Consider the following 21,067-nt stretch of genomic DNA (forward strand, 5'->3'; position numbering starts at 1 on the left):
GACACATGACTGACACCACCCCGCCCGTGTTGGGCGGTTTGCTCACCGCGGCGCTGACGGACCCGAAACTGAAAGGCCTGGTCACGCACGTGGGCGAGGATTTGCTGCACGTCACAGGCATTGACCAGGTGCGTTCCTGGGTGGCCGGTGCGATTGCGCGCGAGACGCCTTTGCTGCTGGTCACGGCCACCGGCCACGAGGCGGAGGATCTCGCCGCGGAGTTGAAGGCCATTTTGGGCGAGGAGAAGGTGGCGCAGTTCCCGGCGTACGAGACGCTGCCGCACGAGCGTCTCTCGCCGGCGCCGGACATTGTGGGGCGCCGTTCGAAGGTGCTGTGGGACATGCCGCGTGTGATCGTCGCGGCGGCGCGCGCGGTGTGCCAGCCGGTGCTGCCGCCGGCGGAGCCGATCAGCATCGCGGTGGACCAGGAGCGCGACTTCGAGGAGCTGACCGCGCAGCTGGTGCACTTCGCGTACAACCATGTGGACATGGTGGCCTCGCGCGGCGAGTTCGCCACCCGCGGCGGCATCATCGACGTCTTCCCGACCACCGCGCAAAACCCCGTGCGTATCGAATTCTGGGGCGACGAGGTCACGGACATCCGCTCGTTCGCAGTCGCGGACCAGCGCACCATCGAGGAGGTGCGCTCCGTCGAGCTGCACCCCGCGAGGCAATTGCTTATCGACGACACCGTGGCCGCCAAAGCCGACGACCTCGCGCGAAAATTCCCCTCGAACCCGACGCTGTCGTCGCTGCTCGCCCGCATCTCGGAGAAGCAGCCCGCGGACGGCATGGAGGCGCTCATCCCGGCGCTGACGGACAAGCAGTATTCGGTGCTGCCGGAGCTCATGCCCGCCGGTTCCGTGGTGCTGGTGACCAACCCGGAGAAGGTGCGCGCCCGCATCGCCGACTTGGAGGCGACGGACCGCGAGTTCCTCGAGGCCGGCTGGGAGGCCGCCGCCATGGGCGCCGAGGGGCCTGTGGTGGTGGAGGGCCTGGACGTGTCCGCCTCGTCGTACCGCTCCTACGAGTCGCTGGAGGTCTCCGCCTCCAAGGCCGGCAACGCCTGGTGGACGTTCGCCCCGCCCGGCATGTTCGCCGCCGACGACGCGGAGACGCTGCCTTTGGAGTTCGAGGCCGCGCCTGCACCGAAGGGCGACCCGAAGGCGATCGAGCAGCTCTACGCCACGCTCAAGCTCCACATCGGCCAAAACCACGGCAAGGTCGCGTTCGTGGCGCCGGCGAAGGGCACGATCGACCGCATGGCGGAGCGCCTGCGCGAGCACGGCGTATCCGCCCGCGTGGCCACGCCGGGCCTTGAGCCGGTCGAGGGGGCGGTGACCCTGTACCAGGCGCTGTCCCACGCTGGCCTGGTCTTCGGCGGGCCGAACCTCGTCGTGGTCACCGAAACGGACGTGACCGGCAACCGCGTCGGCGACATCGCAGGTGCTAAACGACGCGCCCCGCGCCGCCGCAACCGCGTCGACCCGCTCGCGCTGCAGCCTGGCGACTTCGTGGTGCACGATACCCACGGCATCGGCAAGTTCGTGAAGATGGCGGAGCGCACCGTCAAAGCCGGCGACGAGGACTCGCGCCGTGAATACATCGTGCTGGAGTACCAGCCCGCCAAACGCGGACAGCCCGGCGACCAGCTGTGGGTGCCAATGGAGTCTTTGGACCTGCTGAGTAAGTACACCGGGGGCGAGAAACCCAGCTTAAGCAAAATGGGCGGCTCCGACTGGAAATCCACCAAGCGCAAGGCGCGCGCCGCGGTCCGCGAGATCGCAGGCGAGCTGGTGGAGCTCTACGCCAAGCGCCAAGCCGCACCGGGCCACGCGTTCGCGCCGGACACCCCGTGGCAGCACGAGATGGAAGACGCCTTCCCGTTCGTGGAGACCGAAGACCAGCTCACCGCCATCGAGGCCGTGAAGTCGGACATGGAAAAGCCCACGCCGATGGACCGCGTCATCGTGGGCGACGTGGGCTTCGGCAAAACCGAGGTCGCCGTGCGCGCCGCGTTCAAGGCGGTGCAGGACGGCAAACAGGTCGCGGTGCTCGTGCCCACGACCCTTCTGGCCCAGCAGCACTTCTCCACGTTCAACCAGCGCATGGACGGCTTCGGTGTGACCGTGCGCGAACTGTCGCGCTTTACCACCGCTGCCGATTCGAAGAAGATCATCTCCGGGCTTGCGGACGGCTCCGTGGACATCGTCATCGGCACCCACCGACTGCTGCAAACGGGCGTGCAGTGGAAGAACCTCGGGCTGATCATCGTGGACGAGGAGCAGCGCTTCGGCGTGGAGCACAAGGAGCACATCAAGGCGCTGAAGTCGCACGTGGACGTGCTGACCATGACCGCAACGCCGATCCCGCGCACCCTGGAGATGTCGCTGACCGGCATCCGCGAGATGACCTCCATTACCACCGCGCCGGAGGACCGCCACCCGGTGCTGACCTACGTGGGCCCGCAGGAGGACAAGCAGGTCGCCGCCGCAATCCGCCGCGAGCTGCTCCGCGACGGCCAGGTCTTCTACATCCACAACAAAGTCTCCGACATTGAAAAGACCGCCCGCCAGCTGCGCGAGCTGGTCCCAGAGGCACGCATCGTGGTCGCCCACGGCCAGATGAGCGAGCAGGTGCTCGAGCAGACCGTGCAGGGTTTTTGGAACCGCGACTACGACGTCATGGTCTGCACCACCATCGTGGAAACCGGCCTGGACATCGCCAACGCCAACACCCTGATCGTGGAAAACGCCCAGAACATGGGCCTGTCCCAGCTGCACCAGCTGCGCGGGCGCGTGGGCCGTTCCCGCGAGCGCGCGTACGCCTACTTTTTGTACCCGAAGGACAAAACGCTCACGGAGACCTCCTACGACCGCCTGGCCACCATCGCCCAGAACAACGATTTGGGTTCCGGCATCGCCGTGGCGCAAAAGGACCTGGAGATGCGCGGCGCCGGCAACGTGCTGGGCGCCGAGCAGTCCGGCCACATCGCCGGCGTGGGCTTTGACATGTACGTCCGCCTAGTCAGCGAGGCCGTGGAAACCTTCAAGGGGCTCATGAGCGGCGAGCCCATCGACGCCACTGACAAGGGCCCGAAAGAGATCCGCGTGGACCTGCCCGTCGACGCCCACATCCCGGAGAGCTACATCAACTCCGAACGACTGCGCCTGGAGGTCTACCGCAACCTCGCGGAAGCGCGTGACGACGACGCCCTGACCGCCGCCGCCGACGACATGATCGACCGCTTCGGCGCCCTGCCGCCAGAGGTCGAACACCTCATGGCCGTGGCGCGGCTGCGCAACCAGGCCCGCCAGGTCGGCGTCGCGGACATCCTCACCCAGGGCAGCCGCATCAAGCTGCACCCGGTGGAGTTGCCGGACTCCAAGCAGGTGCGCCTCAAGCGCCTCTACCCGGGCGCGAACTTCCGCGCCGCGGCGAAGGCGCTGCAGGTGCCGATGCCGCGCGAAGGCGGGGCGAAGCGGGCGCTGAACGCGCCGAACCTGCGCGACCTGGAGCTTTTGCAGTGGGTCGCCGACTTCATGACGGAGATGCTCGACGCCCCGAAGATCTCCGTCGCGGGTGCTGCGGCGGATTCTGCGGCCGCAGACAAGGCGCCGAAGAAGAAGGTGTTTTCCGTCAGCGAGTAGCAGGGCTGCTGAGAGCCTGCCTAGAAAAAGTGCGGCAGGATCAGCAGCATGCCAATACTCCACGTCAGGTGCGCCGCGATAGGGGAGTAGAGCCTGCCGGTTTTCACGGACTCGTAGTAGGTCACCGCCCCCAGCACGCTGGCGGCGAAGACCAGAAGCGGCACGCCCATCACGCAGGTGACCAGGCAGTAGGCCAGCGTGGACCACACACCTGCCTGCACCACCGACTGGCCCATGCCGCGCAGCTGGCGCGGCACTGCGTCGCGGAAGACCATCTCCTCGCCGGCGCCGTTGACCACCAGCACCAGCAGGGTGAGAAAGTACCCGCCCTTGTTCGGGGTCTGCAGCAGCTCCGCCGCCGGGCCGGCCAGCAACGGGATATGCTGCACCACCAGCGCGCCGAAGACGAACACAACCGCGAGGGTGGCGCCGATGAGGGTGCCCCGGAGGACGTCGAGAAGCTTGCGGGGCCCCGCGAACGTCTGGCGGCTGCCCCACAGCCACCACGCGGCCGCGTAGACCACCGCCGTAAACGCGGTGGCCCAGTAGAAGCCGGCGGTGCCGTCGCCGGCGCGGCGCGCGAGAAACAGGCCGAGTGCGCCGAGCGCGCACGGCACCAAGAACAGCCATTGCCTGGTCACGCGGGGCCTTTGTCCGTCAACTTCCGCAAACACGGAAGCTAAGGTTACCGGCCCGCAGGCCAAGCATCCCCGGTTGCTACTTCACGGAGAAGATGATCATCTCGGTGTCGTCGGGCTTGCCGCGGTAGCGGCCGTCGTCGCCCGGGAAGTTGTTGTCCAGCGCGGTGAGGTAGCGGCCGTCCTCCAGCTGGACAATGGTTTCGACGCTGAGCAGCGCGAATTGGAACGGGTCGCCGACGCCGTAGGCGCGGGCGTCGGAAACCATGCCGATCTTGGACGGGTTGGCGATGTCGAGCAGGTCCGCCATGAGTTCCTTCTTCACCGTGGAGCCGGGCTTCGCGTCCGCGAAGTCCTTGACCTCGAAGACCTTCTTCAGCTGCGCGTCCGAGCCGCGGAAATCGTCGCGTTCGAGCATGAGCAGGCGGCCGTCCTTGGTCAAAAACGCGTCGCCGATCAGCGCGTCGTCGCCCTCGGCCAGGTAGTTCCAGGTCTTGCCGGTGTACTTGCCGGTTTCGGTGTCGAACTGGGAGATCACGCGCTCGCGCTTGTCGGTGGCGCTGTCCAGGTAGCCCTCGAAGATGGGGTACAAGTAGCGGCCGTCGGTGGCCATCGCTTCGAAGCCCTTGGAGTTGCGCAGGTTCGGCTGCTCATCAGTGCCCAGGGTCGGGTTCGACGGGCTTTTTACGCCGGGATAGGGGTACGGGGCGTCGAGAAGCGTGCCGTCCTTGTCCACGTGCAGGATGTAGGGGCCGAACTCCTCGCCGACCCAGAAGGTGCCGTCTGCCGCGCGAACGAAGGACTCCGGGTCGAAGTCGGCGCCGGTGAGCAGGCGGTCTTTGGTGTCGTTGTTGACGATCTCCCACGGGATTGTGTTGTTCGGGTCCTTCAGCGCGACGTAGTCCAGCACGTCGATTCCGCCGACGTCCTTCGGGTCCTTCGCGGTCTCTGCGGTCTCCCAGTTCGGCTTCACCGTGTAGATGCGCAGCAGGAAGTCCGACGAGTTCTGCTTCGAGCCGAAGCCGTTGTCCGGCAGGGCGTAGAACTCGCCGTCGCCCTTTTCGATCATGCCGGAAAAGCCCGGGATGACCTGGCCTTTAAACGGGTGGGTCTGGCCGTTGCCGTCGAAGGCGTCCTTGCCGGAATCCGGGCCCGGGGCCTGGTAGAGCGCCGACAGCTTCGCGCGGCCCTCAAGCACCGGCCCGTCGACCTCAGGGGCGGGCGCGGACGGGGCAGCACCGTTGCTCGAGCCGGTTGCCTCCGAGCTGCCGCCGGCGGCGGCGCCGATCGCGCCGCCGACGAGGCCGCCGACAACGAACGCGCCTGCGACAGCCGCGATGAGCTGCTCGAGATTGAGGTTCTTGATGATCTGGTCGAGCGGGGGAGGGAGCTGAATAGTCATGTGCCACTGCCTTTACTGTCGTTCAGAAGCTGAGCGCAAACTCAGGCGAAACTTAGTTTTCGCACAATGAGTGTAGGGCGGGGAGGCCGGCTCCGCTCGGTGAAAAAGCCGACCGATTCCCGCCCGGAGGCGCGGGGGAAGTACGATGTTTCCCGTCGCCCCTATAGCCCAATTGGCAGAGGCAGCGGACTTAAAATCCGCCCAGTGTCGGTTCGAGCCCGACTGGGGGCACCACTACACGGCGGTGTATCCGCCGTCGGCGAGGTGGTAGGAGCCGTTGACGAACGACGCGTCGTCGGAAAGCAAGAAGCTCACCACAGCCGCAATCTCTTCGGGTTCGCCCAGGCGGCCAGCAGGATGCTTATCGACGAGCGCTTGGCGGGCCTCGCCCTGCGCCCGCTGAATCAGCGGCGTGTCAATGTACGCCGGACCCACGCAGTTGACCCGGATGCCGGCGGCGGCGTAATCCGCTGCCAGAGACTTGGTCAGCCCCACCACACCGTGCTTCGCGGCGGTGTAGGCCTCGATGCCGCCGGCGCGGCCCACGGAGCCGTGGATGGAAGACATGTTCACAATCGCGCACTGCTCCGTGTTGCCCTGCGCGAAGAATTGCTTGAGCTGGTAGTGGCAGCCGTAGGCCACGCCGGACAGGTTGATGGAGATGACCTTGTCCCAATCGGCCAGATCCTTGTCCGCAAGCGGGGTGTGGTCGCCCACACCCGCGTTGTTCACTGCGAGGTGGAGCGCGCCGAACGTGTCCACGGCGAACTGCACGGCCGCCTCGTTGTCCTCCTTGCTGGCCACGTCCTGGTGGAACGCGGCCGCGGCGCCGCCGTCCGCCTCGATCGCGGCGGCGACGTCCTTGGCGGCGTCGTCGTTGATGTCGGCGACCACCACCTTGGCGCCCTCGCTGGCGAGACGCTTCGCAATGGCCTCACCGATGCCGGAGGCGCCGCCGGTGACCAGCGCAACTTTGTTTTCAAACTTGCTCATGACTGTTCCTTGACCTTCCGTGGGGATAAGATGCAGCCAAAGTGTAAGCAGCCGCCGACCCTCCTGGGGCCGGTTTGAGGCAGCTACTTATTTCGCCGCGCCGAGCGCAGCCTTGATCAGCGGGATCTGCAGCGGCAGGCGCCCGATGGAGATGATCTGCTTCTGCCACGGCTCGTTGCGCCACTGCCACGCCATCTGGAAGTTCGCCGGCCACACCGCCGCCAAAAGGGCGGCGGCGAACTTGCCGCCGGCCGCGCGGGTTTTTGGATTCGCCAGTAGGGCTGCAGCGGCGAGCTCGGCCACGCCGGAGACGTACGTGTAGGTGCGTGCGGAGCCGGGGAGGGCATCGGGCACGATGTCGTCGAAAGGCTGCGGCTTTGCAAAGTGCAGCACGCCCGCGCCAGTGAACAGGGGAATGAGGAACTTCTGCAACGGTGTCATTGGCCCGAGCTTACGCCTGGGCTGCGTTACAGCGCGCGGGCGACCTGGTCGGCCACGAAGGCGGACCCGGCGCGGGAGGGGTGGAAGACCATGTTGTATCCCGCCGTAGTGGTGTCGACAAGTCCTGCGACCCAGCGGTCGGCGTCGCGGGCGCAGGTGCTGTGGCCGGTGGACTGGGCGTTGATGTCCAAAAACGCCGCGCCTACTTGGCGCGCGGCTTCGCGCTGGTTGTTGCGGTGGTGCTGCTCCCAGCCGTGCACCGTCGGAGTGGGCACGCCGAGCGGGAGGTTGGGTACTACGTTGAAGGCGCAAATCGCGCCGTTTTCTCCGGTCACCGAAAGCATGCCGGGAATGATGATCTTCGCGTTCGGCGCCACGGCGCGGATTTTCGCCGCGGCGGCGCGCATGTTGGCCAAGTACTGCTCGCGGGTGCGTGCGGCGTCGTAAGTAGTGCCGGGCTTGTCCAGCAAGGGACGCCAGTGGTCGTTGAAGCCGGCGCCCAACGTCACCGCCCGGGTGCCCGCGTTCAGCGCGCCGGTGTGCACCGCATGGTCGATGCGGCCGAGCATCTGCCCGGAGGTGATGCCGGCGCACGACCAGTCTGTAACCTTCGCGCCGGTGCGCTCCCCGAGCTGGCTGGGCCAATTGCCCGGGCCGTGGAGGCAGCCTGACTCGCTCGGGTTGTTTCGGAGCACGCGCTCGGAGGAGGTGGAGGAAAGGCCTGTGCCGTCAGCGAAACGCAGCACAGTGTTGAGGTACTGGTCCGGGTTAGCGGCGAACGAGTCGTCGAAGACCACCACGTTGCCCGCGGGCTGCGCGGTAGCGGGGGAGGCGGTCGTGGCGGCAAGCAGCGCAGAGGCGGCCACTGCTGCGTGACGGATCAGGTTTCTCACGCGCCTGAGCCTACCTGCCGTGACTGTTGCCGTCGCGGAACCAAACAAGGGTGGTGGGCACGTGAGCCTCCGTTCAGTAGAGTCGAGGCCATGACTGATCGTATGAATGTGGAATCTTTCAACCTCGACCACACCAAGGTAGCCGCCCCGTTCATCCGGCTCGCGGACCGCAAGGAGCTGCCCAAAGGCGACACCTTGGTGAAGTGGGACATCCGCTTCAAGCAGCCCAACGAAGAGCACCTGGAGATGCCGGCGGTGCACTCGCTGGAGCACATGTTCGCCGAGCACGCCCGCAACCACGCGGACAACGTCATCGACTTCGGCCCGATGGGCTGCCAGACCGGCTTCTACCTCATGCTTTCCGGCGACGTCGCTGAGGAGGAGGAGGTCGCCGAGCTGGTGGAAAAGACGCTCACCGACATCACCAACGCCAACGAGGTGCCGGCCGCCAACGAGAAGCAGTGCGGCTGGGGTGCAAGCCACGACTTGGAGGCCGCCAAGCGCGAGGCGCAGGCGTTTTTGGACAAGCGCGACGAGTGGGGCACCGTCTTTAAGTAGTCGGGTCCACCACCCGAATCTCCAGCGGCGCGGTGCGCAGGCGGTAGAGGCCTGGCACCGCGTCGAACACTGCGAGCAGCTCGTGGGCGAGCGCCGTGGTGGCCGGGACTGCGATGTGGTCGTCGGTGAGCTCCGCCGCCGACAATTGCGGGTCCAGCAGGAACCAAATGTCGCCGTTGAGCAGCGCAAACGTTCGCCCATGCAGGATCCGGTGGCGTGCCGCCCGGATGATTGCGTGCGCAGCCGCCGGGTCCAGGTCCACGCGTCCCCCGGCGTCGACCTCGAGGTAGCGGGCGTGCATCGCGCCTATCGACGACCCTTCGGCCCCCACCGCCTCCTCCAACAACGCACGGACCTGCGGATCGGCGGCGATTGGATCGCGGTCCGTGGAGCTCAGCCCCAGCGGCACGCGGTCGCCGACAAAGGCCGCGAACTTCAATGGGTCCCAGGACAACATGTACTCCACGTCGTCGCCGTTGAGGCCGACGGCGTAGGTGAAGCGGATCCGGCCAGTGGGCCCGTCGAGCGTGCCGAGGACAGGGTCGGTGACAAACGCGAAACCGGCCAACGTGCCGCGCGGGTGGTCCAGCACGAGGTAGTGGCCCGGCTCGATGTCGTCGCGGGCGGCGCGGGCGAGCAGGCGGGCCGGCCACTCGTCGGGAAGCGCAGGCGTGCCCGGCATCCGCAAGGTGAGCTCCGTCTGTGTGCCCGCGGACGGCTGGGAAGACTCCACGCGGGACTTGCCGTAGGTGCAGTACAACACGTGGGGGACAGGCTCGGCTAGCACGTACGCGTGGACCTCTAAGTGGCGGTAGGAAAACACGTACGCGTCCGTGCCACCGGCAGCTTGAGCGATGTGGCTGCGCACCACCTCGCCGCCGGTTCTAGGGCCGCGGCGGGCGCTGTCGAAAACTCCCATGGAATTCCACCATAACCCCGCCCCGGCGAGGTGGGCTTCAGCCGTGGTTTCAGCGAACACTGCGCTCGCGGGAACCTTTTTGGTAAGTGTGGCGTTATACCCGGTGAACTCTTTGGACTCTGGTTCAAGATCGGGTCCGGGACAAACGGTACGAAAACCCATTGGAAAGGATTTGTACGACGTGAGAAGCACTAACCCCGTTCTGCGCAACATTCCGGGGGCGGACGCGGACAACGGCTACCAGGATGGCCAGACCGCGACGCTGCCGGGGAGCGCGCGAGAGATAGATCAGCAGCGTCCGATGACGGTGGATGATGTGGTGACCAAGACGGGCATCACCCTCGCCGTGATCATCGCGTTCGCCGCGGTGAACTTCTGCATCTTCCTTACTGGCAACGTCAACCTCGGTGTCATCCTGACCATCGTCGGCGCCATCGGCGGCTTCATCACCACCTTGGTCAACGCGTTCCGCCGCGAGTTCGGCTCTAAGACGCTGACGTTGATCTACGCCGCGTTTGAGGGCCTGTTCCTCGGCGGATTCTCGCTGACCGTTTCTGGTTGGTTCACCGTCGGCGGCGCCGATGCCGGCCAGTTGATCTTCCAGGCCATCCTGGGCACGGTCGGCGTGTTCATCGGCATGCTCGTGGTCTACCGCCGCGGCGCGATCCGCGTGACCCCGCGTTTTAACCGCATCGTCACCGGCATGATCTTCGGCGTGGCCATCATGGCGCTGGGCAACTTCCTGCTGGCAATCTTCACCGGCATCTCTCCGCTTCGCGACGGTGGCACGTTGTCCATCATCTTCGGCGTCGTCTGCGTCGTGCTGGCGGCCCTGTCCTTCCTGCAGGACTTCGACCTCGCCGACAAGCTGGTCCGAACTGGTGCGCCGGAGCGCGCCTCCTGGGGCGTCGCGCTCGGCCTGGCCGTGACCCTGGTGTGGCTCTACACCGAGATCCTGCGCCTGCTGTCCTACGTCAACGACCGCTAGGGCCTTTGCAGAAACACAAAGCGCCTCGCTTCCGGATCATCTCCGGGGCGAGGCGCTTTGTCGTGCGCGCGGTTTAGTAGTTGTTATCCGGCACGACGGGCTGGCCGTCGACAGTCACGGTAGTGAACACCGGCTTGCCGTCGACGATCTCCGGGTTGCCCAGCACAACCTTCACGCCCTCTTCGCGGTTGTCCGGGGAGGTGACAACGCGGGTTGCGGTGCCCTCGGCGAGGTCCTCGCCCCACTGGTCCCAGACGATGTTCTCGAGGAAGTCGTCCTGGTTCTCGCAGTCCACCGTCAGGCGGTCCGGGCGCACCAGGTCGGTGGCGCCGCAGTTATTGAACACCGGTGCAGCGGCGACAGCGGCCTCGGAGGTTTCCTGCTCCTTCACGGCATTCGCCGCGGTGACGTTTGTCGCCGTAGCGGTGCCGGCCGTGGTGGCGGAGGTGCCTGCACCCTTCAGGGAGTTCGGGTCCTGGGTCGTGGCCGTGTCGACCTTCTCGGAGGAGGGGTTCTGGTGCGGCGGGGTGCAGCCTGCCAGGGCGAGAGCTGCCAGGGCGGCGACGCCGGCTACTGCTTTGCGGGAAGAGGTGGCAATCACAGGAATGGTCCTTCTGTATTGAAAAGAGAAACGTACTGGCTACTTCGCGCGGGGCGTGGAGGCCTTGACTGAATCATACGGCTCGGCCGAGACCACGGTGACGGAAATCTCGCGGCCGTTCGGTGCGGTGTACTTGCGGGTTTCGCCCTCGGCGGCACCGACGACGGCGGCGCCGAGAGGGGACTGCTCCGAGTAGGTCTCCAAATCCGCGTTGTCGGTGGAGGCGGCGCGGGTGCCGATGAGGAAGGTCTCGCGGTCGTCCTCGTCGCCGTCATAGTAGACGTGCACGACGGAGCCGACGTGGGCAACACCCTCGACAATGCCAGCGCGCTCCGTGGTGGAGTTGGACAGGATCTCGGAGATCTGCTTGATGCGCGCCTCCTCCTGGTCCTGCTGCTCGCGGGCCGCGTCGTAGCCGGCGTTCTCCTTGAGGTCGCCCTCCTCGCGGCGCTCGTTGATCTCGGCCGCGATGGCGGGGCGGTTATCAATGAGCTGCTGCAGTTCGGCCTCGAGCTTGGCCTTCATTTCAGGAGTGATGTACTGCTGCTGGGATTCAGCCATAGGGGTCTAAACCTTCCCTGATACGTGAAATCGGCCCGCCGCTAGCGGGCCAATGTGTGCAGATATACAGCCGGAAGATTACCACACGCTTTCCGGCTAGTTTCCGCTAGCGCGCTGCGTAGAAGCTGCTCTCCGGGTCCATGTAGAAGGGGAGATTCTCGGAGCAACCGTAGATGCGGCCAGACACCAGCGGCTCGCGCACCGGCAGGTCCACCGCGATGCGGGAGTGTTGCTCGCCGCCGGCCGGCAGCACCACCTCGCGACGGCCCACCTCCGAATGCGAGTAGTCCACCGCAGTGACGATGCAGTACGCAGGCACGTCCGGGTTCTTGCGGTTGACGTCGATCCAGAGCCGGCCCGTGTTGTCGTCGATACGCTCCTGTGAAATGAACTCCGCGCGAACGGGCTCGCTGAACCGCTGCATGATGGTGCGGGCGCCGACAAAGAGCAGGGCAATCATGAGCAGTGCGGCGACAACCGCGACCACTTTGCCGCCGATGGAGCCGCCGGCGCGGTTGGAACGGCCGTAGCGGTTGGCGGGGCGGGGAGTGGTTGCGGTGCTCACGGAAACGGCTCCTTGCAGGTGGTAAGGACTTTCGAGTTGATGGTACTAAGATGACGCGGAGGTACAGAACTGACCCCTACGAAAGTTGGATTGATCGAGTGACCGGGTTGCGTCTCATGGCGATTCACGCCCACCCCGACGACGAGTCCTCCAAGGGTGCCGCCACCATGGCCAAGTACGCCGCAGAAGGCAACCGCGTCAAGGTCGTCACTTGCACTGACGGCCGGCGCGGCGACGTGCTCAACCCGGCGATGGACCGCCCGGGCGTGCTGGACAACATCCTCGAGGTGCGCCGCGAGGAAATGGCGCGCGCCGCGGCAGCCCTCGGCGTGGAGCACGTCTGGCTGGGCTACGAGGATTCCGGGCTGCCCGAAGGCGACCCGCTGCCGCCGCTGCCGGAAGGCTCGTTCGCGGTGCAGGACCCGGAAGAGGTGGCGGTGAAGATCGTGGAGCAGATCCGCGAGTTCCGCCCGCACGTGATCATCACCTACGACGAAAACGGCGGCTACCCGCACCCGGACCACCTGATGGTGCACGCGATTTCCATGATCGCCTGGGAGCGCGCGGGCGACCCGGACTTCGCGCCCGGCACCGGCGAGCCGTGGACGCCGCTGAAGCTGTACTACTCGCACGGATTCATCCTGCAGCGCATGAAACTGCTGCAGGAGCGCCTGATCCAGCGTGGGAAGCAGAGCCCGTACGAGCTGATGATCAAGCGTTGGGAGGAAAACGAAGGCGACGTATTCGGCCGCGTGACCACCCAGGTCGAGTGCGCCGGCTACTTCCAGCAGCGCGCCGAGGCGCTCACTGCGCACGCCACGCAGATCGACCCCGCCGGCGCGTTTCTAGCTAGCCCGGTGGAGGACCAGCAGGACGTCTGGCCCACCGAGGAGTTTGAGCTCGCCGCGTCCAGGGTGGAGACCACCCTGCCGGAAACCGACCTGTTCGCCGGCATCGAGGAGGAAAGCTAAATGACAACCTTTACTGTCGCCGCCGCCAACGCCGCGAGCTTCGTGCTGGCCCAGAATCCGGGCGAGACCCCGGTGGGCCCGGACTTTGGCAAGGCCTCGCCGATCGGTCTGCTTCTGTTGGTGGTCTTGGCCATCGTGGTGCTGTTCATCGGCTGGTCGTTCCACCGCCGTTTCTCCCGCTTCAAGCGCCGCCAGGCGTTCGCGGAGGCGCGCGGCATCGACCCATTCGACGAGAAGGCGATCGACGAGGCCATGGAAAAGGCTGGTCTGAAGGACCAGCGGAAGAAAAACGCGTTCTAGCTGGCTAGAATTTATCCCGTGTCTGTCCTTTCGAAGCTGCGATACCCGCTGTACCCGCTGTACGAGGCGCGCCTAAAGCGCGAGCTGCGCGGCAAAAAGCGTCCGAAGCACATCGCCGTGATGGCCGACGGCAACCGTCGTTGGGCGCGTGAGGCGGGCTTCGAGGACATCTCCCACGGCCACCGCGTCGGCGGCGCGAAGATCGGCGAGCTCGTGCGCTGGTCCGCGGAGATGGACGTGGACGTGCTCACCATTTACCTGCTTTCCACGGAGAATCTGCAGCGCACCACCGAAGAGGTGGAGCTGCTCTTCGACATCATCTCCGGGGTCATCGAGGATCTGGCCACGGAGGATTACACCTGCCGCGTGCGGTTGGTGGGGCATTTGGATCTGCTGCCGGAGGACGTCGCTAGGCGCATGCGCGAGGGTGCGGCCGCAACCGACACCAAGCACGGTCTCACCGTCAACATCGCGGTCGGTTACGGCGGGCGCCAGGAGATCGTGGATGCGGTGCAATCGCTTATCGACGACAAAGCGCACGCCGGAGTGCCAGCCACGGAGATGGCCGCCGAGATCACGGTGGAATCCATCTCGGAGCACCTGTATACCTCCGGCCAGCCGGACCCGGACCTGGTCATCCGCACCTCCGGCGAGCAGCGCCTGTCCGGTTTTCTGCTGTGGCAGGCGGCGTACTCGGAGATTTGGTTCACCGACATTTACTGGCCGGCGTTTCGCAAGATCGACTTTTTGCGCGCGCTGCGCGACTACTCGCAGCGCTCCCGCCGCTTTGGCAAGTAGCTAGATCTTGCGCATGCGCACGCGTTGGACGGTGTGGTCGTAGTCCTTGCGCAGCACCAGCGAGGCGCGCACGCGGGTGGGCAGGATGTTTTCCACCAGGTTGGGCAGGTTGATGGTCTGCCACAGTTCGCGCGCGGCGTAGGCGGCTTCGGCGTCGTCCATGCCGGCGAAGCTCTCGAAGTGGTTGCCGGGCTGCTGGAACGAAGTGTCGCGGAGTTTGAGGAAGCGCTCGATGTACCAACGCTCGATGTCTTCGGTCTTTGCGTCGACGTAGATGGAGAAGTCGAACAGGTCGGAGACCATCAGCGTTGGGCCGGTCTGCAGCACGTTGAGGCCTTCGAGGATGAGGATGTCGGGCTGGCGGACCTCCACGAATTCGTCGGGGAGGATGTCGTAGGCCTCGTGCGAGTAGATCGGGGCCCTGACCACCGGCTGGCCGGACTTGACCTCGGTGACAAAACGCATCAGGTTTCTGCGGTTGTAGGACTCTGGGAAGCCCTTGCGTTTCATGATCCCGCGCTCTTCCAGCACCGCCTTCGGGTGGAGGAAGCCGTCGGTGGTGACCAGGTCCACCCGCGGGTGGGAGTCCCAGCGCTGCAGCAGCACCTGCAGCACGCGCGCGGTGGTGGATTTGCCCACGGCCACCGAGCCGGCCAGGCCGATGATGAACGGCACGTGCCCCGGGTCGCCGCCGATGAATGTTTCGGTGGCGTTGGTGAGCTTTTGCCGGGCGCGCACTTGCAGGTGGATCAGGCGCGACAGGGGCAGGTAGATGTCCTCGACCTCCTGCAGGTCGAGGTTCTCGCCGATGCCGGAGAGCTTCTGCAGCTCTTCCTCGGTGAGCACCTGGGGCATCTTGGCGCGGCGCTTGCGCCAGTCCTCGCGGTGGAAGTCGAGGTACGGCGACGAATCGGCTCGTGACATAGCCACCATTGTTGCACCCGCGTAAAAGGGGAATGAATCCGCCTTCTGGGCGTGCCGATTTTCCTATACTGCGAGAAGCCGTTGTCAACGCGAAAAGAAAGGACCCGGTCGACGTGTCTGAAGACCTCCGCTACCAGGATCTGGCCACCTACGACCCAGAGGTGCACGCCGCAATTGTGGACGAGCTGGCGCGCCAGCGCGACACGCTGGAGATGATCGCCTCCGAGAACTTCGTGCCGCGCTCCGTGCTGCAGGCGCAGGGCTCGGTGCTGACCAACAAGTACGCGGAGGGCTACCCGGGCCGCCGCTACTACGGCGGCTGCGAGCACGTGGACGTCATTGAGGACTTGGCGCGCGACCGCGCGAAGGAGGTCTTCGGCGCCCAGTACGCGAACGTGCAGCCGCACTCCGGCGCGCAGGCGAACGCCGCGGTGCTCATGGCGCTGGCGGAGCCGGGCGACACCATCTTGGGCCTGGACCTGGCGCATGGCGGCCACCTCACCCACGGCATGAAGATCAACTTCTCTGGCCGCCTGTACAACGTTGCGGCGTACCAGGTGGAGGAGGACACCCACCAGATCGACATGGCGAAGCTGCGCGAGCAGGCCCGCGAGGTCAAGCCGAAGGTGATCATCGCCGGCTGGTCCGCGTACCCGCGCCACGAGGACTTCGCGGAGTTCCGTTCCATCGCCGACGAGGTCGGCGCCTACCTGTGGGTGGACATGGCGCACTTCGCCGGCCTGGTCGCCGCCGGCCTGCACCCGAACCCGGTCCCGCACGCGCACGTGGTCTCCTCCACGGTGCACAAGACCCTGGGTGGCCCGCGCTCCGGTTTCATCCTCACCAACGACCTGGAGCTGCACAAGAAGCTCAACTCCGCGGTCTTCCCGGGCCAGCAGGGCGGCCCGCTGATGCACGTCGTTGCCGCGAAGGCGACCGCGTTCAAGATCGCGGGCACGGACGAATTCAAGGATCGTCAGAGCCGCACCCTCGCCGGCGCGAAGGTGTTGGCGGAGCGTTTGCTTGCCGACGACGCACGCGAGGCCGGTGTGTCCGTCGTCTCCGGCGGCACCGAGGTGCACCTCGTGCTGGTGGACCTGCGCAATTCGCCGATGGACGGCCAGCAGGCCGAGGACCTGCTGCACTCGGTGGGTATTACCGTCAACCGCAACGCCGTGCCTTTCGACCCGCGCCCGCCGAAGGTGACCTCGGGCCTGCGCATCGGCACCTCCGCGCTGGCCACCCGCGGCTTCGGCGAGGAGGACTTCCGCGAGGTCGCAGAGATTATCGCGGAGACCCTGATCAAGGGCGAAGCAGCCGACATCGACGCGCTGCGCGGCCGCGTTGAGGCCCTGGCGCGGAAGTACCCGCTCTACCCGGACCTCGAGGATTGGAAGATGCTCTAGTCCTTTTCGGCTTCTCCGGCGTCGGCGCTTGCGCCGTCGCCGCCGGCAACATCATGCCCGCGCTGCTCCGCGAGAGTGGCGCGGGCTTTTTGCAGCCACTCGGGCTGGTCGTCCAGCAGCGCGCGGATCTCGTCGGTGGTCATCGCCTGGTCCACGCCGGCGCTTTTCAGCGCGGTCACGGAAATGCCCAGCTTGCGGGCGACCTCGGGGCGCGGGTGTGGGCCGGAAAGGCGCAGCTCCTGCAGCCACTGCGGCGGGTTGTCCTGCAGGTCGCGCAGCTCGGCGTGGGTCACGGCGCCGTCCTGGAACTCCTGCGGGGTGGCGGGAAGGTAGATGCCCAGCTTCTTTGCGGCGGTTACCGGCTTCATGGCGATGCCGGAGGGGGTCTGATCAGTCATGGTCAAAACGGTAGCATTGACGGCCATGCTCACCATTGCCTTCGCCACCGGCACTGAGCCGGGGAAGTGGTTCCGCCGCTTCGAGGAACTCACCGGAAGCCGACTTGAGACGATGCCGGCGGATGATCCGTTCGTGCTCGTCGGCAAGCAAGCAACTGCAGCGCTCGTGCGGCTTCCGGACGAGCGCGTCACCGACGAGTACCACGTGGTGCGCCTCTACGAGGAGGCGGCCGGCGTCGCGGTGCCGAAGGATTCCGTCTACGCGGAGGTAGGGGAGGTTTCCCGCGCGGATCTCGCGGACGAGATTGTGAACTTTGACGGGCAATCGCCTATCGACGACCTCCGGTCCGCCCTGCAAGTCGTCGCCGCGAACGTCGGCGTGGCCTACGGGCCACTGCCGCTGTTGAAGAACCTCGCGCGCAAACAGATCAAAGCATTACCCCTTCTGGGGGAGGAACCGGCGACGCAGATCGCGCTCGTGTGGCGCAGGGCGGACGATTCGGACGCTGTGCAGGACTTTGTCGGTGTGACGAAGGGGCGCACGGTGCGTTCTTCGCGTGGAAATGCGCACCCCCGATCGGGTGCAAAGCGGACTCGACGTTAACGCAAAGTTCATAATGGACGGCGCACTTATTTCAAGAATGAAAGGTATTGATTATGTTTTCCCGTAAGATCGTCGCTTCCGCAGCTGCTCTGACCCTTGGCGCAACCGGCCTGGTTGCTTGCTCCAACGACGGCGAGGGTGAGCCGACCTCCACCGAGATCGTCTCGGAGACCGCTACCGAGACCGAGGTTGCCACCGAGACCGCTGGCGAGGCCGCGGATAACACCGACGCCGCTGCTGCTGGCGACGCTGAGGCTACCGAGGAGATCACCACCGCCGACGGCGCAACCGCGATGGTTCCGGCAGGCGTGAAGGCCGCTATGGACGAGTACGCTCAGCCGGAGTGGGGCGAGCCGATGGCAGTTGAGGAGACTGACGGCGGCTGGATCGTCACCTACGACAACGAGCACTACATCACCTGGAACGAGAACACCGGTGGTGCTCCGACCTGGGGCCAGATCGCTAACGAGTGGATCACCGACGTGCGTCTGGACCAGAAGTTGGGCTTCCCGGTCGCACCGGAGACCGAGAACGCCGACCAGTCGGGCTGGACCCAGGAGTTTGAGAACGGCACCATCGAGTGGACCCGCGGCGGCACCGAGGATGCCTTCACCGCAATCGTGACCGAGAAGTAAATCGGCGGCCTACCTCGCCTGATTCCAAGCGCCACTCCGCTGCGGCGGGGTGGCGCTTTTGCGTTGCTGGGCGAGTGTTTGCGCGCCCTCGCGGGGATCTGGACAATGGAGCGCATGCAAAAATCGGACTTTGCCATCCGGCCCATCCGACCGGAAGACTATCCGCAGGTACGCGCCATCTATGAGATGGGGCTGCAAACCGGAAACGCCTCCTGGGAAACCCAGGGGCAGACCTGGGAGCAGTTCTCCCGCAAGAAGATCATGGAGACCGTCTTCGTGGCGGTCGACGCCGCCGACGACACCAAAGTGCTCGGCTGGGTTGGCGCGGCGAAGGCGTCCACCCGCAGCGTGTTCCACGGCGTGGTAGAGGATTCGATCTACACCCATCCCGACGCCCGCGGACGCGGGATCGCCGGCGCGCTTTTGGACCACCTGATCCAGACCTGCATCAACTTGCACAAGTGGTCCATCCACTCCTGGATCTTCCCCGAAAACGAAGGATCCGCGGGACTGCACAAGTCCCGCGGATTTGAAAAGGTGGGCACGTTCCACAACATGGCGCAGATGGCCTACGGCGAGCGCCAGGGTGAGTGGCGCGACTGCGACATCTGGGAGCTGATTTTGCCGATGTCGCGCGAGCAGTGAGCTGCTAGCTCAAGTCCTCCTTGAGCGCTTCCTCGCGCACCGGCAGCAGGAGGACGAAGGCGACGATCGCCAGCGGCACCATGAGCAGGAACACGGGGGTAAGCCCGTCGTTGTAGCTGCTCAGCACCGCGTCCTTGATGGGATCCGGCAGCTGGGCGACAACGCCGGGGGTGAGGCTGTTCGCCCCGCCTTCCTGGAACTTCGCCGCGTACGCCTGGCACTCCGGGCCCAGCTTGGCTAGCGCCTCCGGGAGGCGCTGCTCCAGGTGGTCGCGCATGTTGTGGATGAACAGCGAGCCTGCCAGGGACGCGCCGATGGACGAGCCGATCTGGCGGAAGAAGTTGTTCGTCGACGTCGCCGTTCCCACATGCTTGAGCGGGAACGAGTTCTGCACGATCAGCACCAGCACCTGCATGACCAGGCCCAGGCCGAAGCCGAAGATGAACATGTAGACGCCCAGCGTGGTCAGCGACGTGGTCACCTCGAGGCGAGAGAACAGGAACAGCCCCAGCGTGGTCACGAGCATGCCGACCAGCGGGTAGATCTTGTAGCGGCCGGTCCTGGAGATGATGAAGCCGACCGCCATGCCGGTGACGAGCATGCCGATGACCATCGGCAGCATCATCAGGCCCGCCTCGGTGGGGGTGAGCTGGTGGACCATCTGCAGGTAGGTGGGCAGGTACGCCAGGCCACTGGTCATGGCCAGGCCTAGCACCGTGCCGGCAAGCGTGGTCAGCACCATGTTGCGGTTTTTGAACAGGTCCATCGGGATCAGCGGGTTGGTGGCGCGCAGCTCCACAAACACGAATGCCACGGCGGCAACCAACGCGATAAGCGAGGTGGTGATGATCGTCGGGGAGGTCCACTCGTACTGGGTGCCGCCCCAGGTGGTGGTGAGGATCAGCGAGGCCGTGGCCACCACCATCAGTGTGGTGCCCAGGTAGTCGTAGTGCATGCCCTTTGCCGAGCCGCGGCGCAGGCGCAGCACGGCGGTGCACACGCACATGGCCAAAATACCCAGCGGGATGTTCATCCACAGTGCCCAGCGCCAGCCGGGCCCGTCGGTGAACCAGCCGCCGAGCACCGGGCCGAGCACCGAGGAGACGCCGAAGACGGCACCCATGACACCCATGTACTTGCCGCGCTCACGGGCGGGGACCACCTCGGCGATGATGGACTGCGAGTTCACCATCATTCCGCCTGCGCCCAGGCCCTGGATGGCGCGGCCGATGATCAAAAGCTCCATGGTGTGGGCGAAGCCGCCGAGGGCGGAGCCGACCACGAACAGGCCGATGCCGGTGATGTAGAGCCATTTGCGGCCCAGAATGTCGCCGAGTTTGCCGTTGATCGGCATGGCGATGGTCATAGTGACCAAAAACGCCGAGATGACCCAGCTCATGTGGTCCACGCCGCCGAGCTCGCCGACGATGGTGGGCAGGGCGGTGGCGAAAATCATCTGGCCCAGCGAGCTCATCAGCATGGTCAGCAGCAGGGCCGAGAACACCAGCCCCACGTTTGGCGGGGTGGCCTGAAGCGGATCGCGGTCCGCGCGGGTTTCTACCATTTCATCTCCTTTGCGTAGACGGTGAGATCGTGTGCGTTTGCCAGCAGTTGCTCGACGGGGTCGGCGCCCTCCGGAGGGTGCCACAGGTAGCGGCTGACCGCTCCCTGGAACAGCACGACGATGAAGTGCGTCTCGTCCTCCAGCGTCCCGGTGTGCCTGCGGTCTTCAGGGAAGCGTTCGAAGTGCGCGTAGACGGCGCGGCCGACCTCGGTGAGGAACCCGCGTTTGCGGGCGGCCTCGGCGTGCATCAGGCCGGGGTTGTTTTCCAGCAGCTCGCGGCGGCATTTCGCGGCCGGCCCGTCAAAGCGCCCCGGCTCCACTTTGATGGAGCGGATGACGAGCTCGAGCACATTGTCGCTTCGCGTCTGACGAATTGCGTCGAGCGCATCCTCGCTGAAGGCGAAGGGGAACGAGCCCAGGATCGCCTCGTCTTTGGAGTCGACGTAGTTGAAAAACGTGCGCCGGGAGATGCCTGCAGCCAGGCAGATGTCGTCGACGGTGACGTTGTCGTAGCCGTGAGCGCCCACAAGCCGGGCCGCCTCGTCGCGGATGCGTTGCAGCGTTTCGCGCCGCTTCTGCTCCCTGATTCCCTCATTTTGCACGGGGTGCAATA

23 protein-coding genes and 1 tRNA gene are annotated in these 21,067 nt (G+C 65.8%); 11 read left to right on the forward strand and 13 right to left on the reverse strand.

Going from position 1 to position 21,067, the window contains the following annotated elements:
- The first annotated feature begins 5 nt into the window (after positions 1 to 5).
- A complete protein-coding gene (gene mfd / locus H0193_RS00525; RefSeq protein ID WP_181888091.1) occupies positions 6 to 3,650 on the forward strand; it encodes a transcription-repair coupling factor in 3,645 nt (1,214 codons plus the stop codon).
- Positions 3,651 to 3,670: 20 nt separating this feature from the next.
- Here mfd and H0193_RS00530 read toward each other — a convergent pair whose 3' ends face one another.
- Positions 3,671 to 4,324, reverse strand: a complete 654-nt coding sequence (locus tag H0193_RS00530; RefSeq protein WP_239306084.1) for a CPBP family intramembrane glutamic endopeptidase — start codon at positions 4,322 to 4,324, stop codon at positions 3,671 to 3,673.
- 43 nt (positions 4,325 to 4,367) lie between these two features.
- Entirely contained in the window at positions 4,368 to 5,690 is a 1,323-nt protein-coding gene (locus H0193_RS00535; RefSeq protein WP_181888092.1) for an esterase-like activity of phytase family protein, read from the reverse strand.
- A gap of 157 nt (positions 5,691 to 5,847) precedes the next feature.
- Here H0193_RS00535 and H0193_RS00540 point away from each other — a divergent pair.
- Positions 5,848 to 5,924, forward strand: a tRNA-Leu gene (locus H0193_RS00540).
- On the opposite strand, the gene H0193_RS00545 is transcribed toward H0193_RS00540, so the two are convergent.
- From H0193_RS00545 to H0193_RS00555, 3 genes are all read right to left on the reverse strand, one after another.
- Positions 5,925 to 6,683 (reverse strand): SDR family NAD(P)-dependent oxidoreductase, encoded by a 759-nt coding sequence (locus H0193_RS00545; RefSeq protein ID WP_181888093.1) that lies wholly within the window; start codon positions 6,681 to 6,683, stop codon positions 5,925 to 5,927. It lies immediately after the preceding tRNA gene.
- 87 nt (positions 6,684 to 6,770) lie between these two features.
- Positions 6,771 to 7,124, reverse strand: a complete 354-nt coding sequence (locus H0193_RS00550; protein WP_181888094.1) for a DoxX family protein — start codon at positions 7,122 to 7,124, stop codon at positions 6,771 to 6,773.
- A 26-nt stretch (positions 7,125 to 7,150) separates the two neighbouring features.
- Positions 7,151 to 8,017 carry a GDSL-type esterase/lipase family protein gene (locus tag H0193_RS00555; RefSeq protein ID WP_181888095.1) on the reverse strand — a complete coding sequence of 289 codons (867 nt, stop codon included), beginning with the start codon at positions 8,015 to 8,017 and terminating at the stop codon, positions 7,151 to 7,153.
- 90 nt (positions 8,018 to 8,107) lie between these two features.
- Here H0193_RS00555 and H0193_RS00560 point away from each other — a divergent pair, with 90 nt between their 5' ends.
- Positions 8,108 to 8,575 (forward strand): S-ribosylhomocysteine lyase, encoded by a 468-nt coding sequence (locus tag H0193_RS00560; protein ID WP_181888096.1) that lies wholly within the window; start codon positions 8,108 to 8,110, stop codon positions 8,573 to 8,575.
- On the opposite strand, the gene H0193_RS00565 is transcribed toward H0193_RS00560, so the two are convergent.
- Positions 8,568 to 9,494 carry a suppressor of fused domain protein gene (locus H0193_RS00565; protein ID WP_181888097.1) on the reverse strand — a complete coding sequence of 309 codons (927 nt, stop codon included), beginning with the start codon at positions 9,492 to 9,494 and terminating at the stop codon, positions 8,568 to 8,570. The two genes, H0193_RS00560 and H0193_RS00565, sit on opposite strands and share 8 nt — an antisense overlap.
- A 181-nt stretch (positions 9,495 to 9,675) precedes the next feature.
- Between H0193_RS00565 and H0193_RS00570 the strand changes: the two genes are divergently transcribed.
- Complete coding sequence (locus H0193_RS00570) at positions 9,676 to 10,482, forward strand: Bax inhibitor-1/YccA family protein (RefSeq protein WP_269952525.1); 807 nt, start codon at positions 9,676 to 9,678, stop codon at positions 10,480 to 10,482.
- 73 nt (positions 10,483 to 10,555) lie between these two features.
- Here H0193_RS00570 and H0193_RS00575 read toward each other — a convergent pair whose 3' ends face one another.
- From H0193_RS00575 to H0193_RS00585, 3 genes are all read right to left on the reverse strand, one after another.
- Positions 10,556 to 11,083 carry a hypothetical protein gene (locus tag H0193_RS00575; RefSeq protein ID WP_181888099.1) on the reverse strand — a complete coding sequence of 176 codons (528 nt, stop codon included), beginning with the start codon at positions 11,081 to 11,083 and terminating at the stop codon, positions 10,556 to 10,558.
- Between the two features lie 39 nt (positions 11,084 to 11,122).
- The gene (greA, locus tag H0193_RS00580; RefSeq protein ID WP_181888100.1) at positions 11,123 to 11,644 is read right to left on the reverse strand and encodes a transcription elongation factor GreA; all 522 of its coding nucleotides are present in this window, start codon (positions 11,642 to 11,644) and stop codon (positions 11,123 to 11,125) included.
- Positions 11,645 to 11,750: 106 nt separating this feature from the next.
- Positions 11,751 to 12,209 carry a DUF4307 domain-containing protein gene (locus H0193_RS00585; RefSeq protein WP_239306060.1) on the reverse strand — a complete coding sequence of 153 codons (459 nt, stop codon included), beginning with the start codon at positions 12,207 to 12,209 and terminating at the stop codon, positions 11,751 to 11,753.
- A gap of 116 nt (positions 12,210 to 12,325) precedes the next feature.
- On the opposite strand from H0193_RS00585, the gene mca reads away from it, so the two are divergent.
- From mca to H0193_RS00600, 3 genes are read left to right on the forward strand one after another with little or no spacing between them, the layout of a single operon-like run.
- Positions 12,326 to 13,180, forward strand: a complete 855-nt coding sequence (mca, locus tag H0193_RS00590; RefSeq protein WP_236883387.1) for a mycothiol conjugate amidase Mca — start codon at positions 12,326 to 12,328, stop codon at positions 13,178 to 13,180.
- On the forward strand, positions 13,181 to 13,480 hold the full coding sequence (locus H0193_RS00595) for a hypothetical protein (protein WP_181888102.1): 300 nt from the start codon (positions 13,181 to 13,183) through the stop codon (positions 13,478 to 13,480).
- Positions 13,481 to 13,498: 18 nt separating this feature from the next.
- Entirely contained in the window at positions 13,499 to 14,278 is a 780-nt protein-coding gene (locus H0193_RS00600) for an isoprenyl transferase (RefSeq protein WP_181888103.1), read from the forward strand.
- Here H0193_RS00600 and coaA read toward each other — a convergent pair whose 3' ends face one another.
- A complete protein-coding gene (gene coaA, locus H0193_RS00605; protein ID WP_181888104.1) occupies positions 14,279 to 15,202 on the reverse strand; it encodes a type I pantothenate kinase in 924 nt (307 codons plus the stop codon). It abuts the gene before it with no gap.
- A gap of 113 nt (positions 15,203 to 15,315) precedes the next feature.
- Here coaA and glyA point away from each other — a divergent pair, with 113 nt between their 5' ends.
- Entirely contained in the window at positions 15,316 to 16,608 is a 1,293-nt protein-coding gene (gene glyA, locus H0193_RS00610; protein WP_392399113.1) for a serine hydroxymethyltransferase, read from the forward strand.
- On the opposite strand, the gene H0193_RS00615 is transcribed toward glyA, so the two are convergent.
- Complete coding sequence (locus H0193_RS00615; protein ID WP_181888106.1) at positions 16,605 to 17,006, reverse strand: DUF5997 family protein; 402 nt, start codon at positions 17,004 to 17,006, stop codon at positions 16,605 to 16,607. The two genes, glyA and H0193_RS00615, sit on opposite strands and share 4 nt — an antisense overlap.
- Positions 17,007 to 17,031: 25 nt before the next feature.
- Here H0193_RS00615 and H0193_RS00620 point away from each other — a divergent pair, with 25 nt between their 5' ends.
- The 3 genes from H0193_RS00620 to H0193_RS00630 all read left to right on the forward strand — a co-directional run bounded on the left by H0193_RS00620 (position 17,032) and on the right by H0193_RS00630 (position 18,890).
- Positions 17,032 to 17,610 (forward strand): LysR family transcriptional regulator substrate-binding protein, encoded by a 579-nt coding sequence (locus H0193_RS00620; protein ID WP_181888107.1) that lies wholly within the window; start codon positions 17,032 to 17,034, stop codon positions 17,608 to 17,610.
- A 53-nt stretch (positions 17,611 to 17,663) separates the two neighbouring features.
- A complete protein-coding gene (locus tag H0193_RS00625) occupies positions 17,664 to 18,245 on the forward strand; it encodes a hypothetical protein (protein ID WP_181888108.1) in 582 nt (193 codons plus the stop codon).
- A gap of 114 nt (positions 18,246 to 18,359) precedes the next feature.
- On the forward strand, positions 18,360 to 18,890 hold the full coding sequence (locus H0193_RS00630) for a GNAT family N-acetyltransferase (protein WP_181888109.1): 531 nt from the start codon (positions 18,360 to 18,362) through the stop codon (positions 18,888 to 18,890).
- Positions 18,891 to 18,894: 4 nt separating this feature from the next.
- Here the strand turns inward: H0193_RS00630 and H0193_RS00635 are convergent, their stop codons facing one another.
- Entirely contained in the window at positions 18,895 to 20,454 is a 1,560-nt protein-coding gene (locus H0193_RS00635) for an MDR family MFS transporter (RefSeq protein ID WP_181888110.1), read from the reverse strand.
- Positions 20,448 to 21,056, reverse strand: coding sequence for a TetR/AcrR family transcriptional regulator (locus H0193_RS00640; RefSeq protein WP_311389549.1), 609 nt, complete (start codon positions 21,054 to 21,056; stop codon positions 20,448 to 20,450). Before H0193_RS00640 ends, H0193_RS00635 begins: the two co-directional genes overlap by 7 nt.
- Positions 21,057 to 21,067 lie beyond the last annotated feature (11 nt).

The sequence above is a fragment of the Corynebacterium haematomassiliense genome (genome assembly GCF_013978595.1).
Taxonomy (GTDB): domain Bacteria; phylum Actinomycetota; class Actinomycetes; order Mycobacteriales; family Mycobacteriaceae; genus Corynebacterium; species Corynebacterium lehmanniae.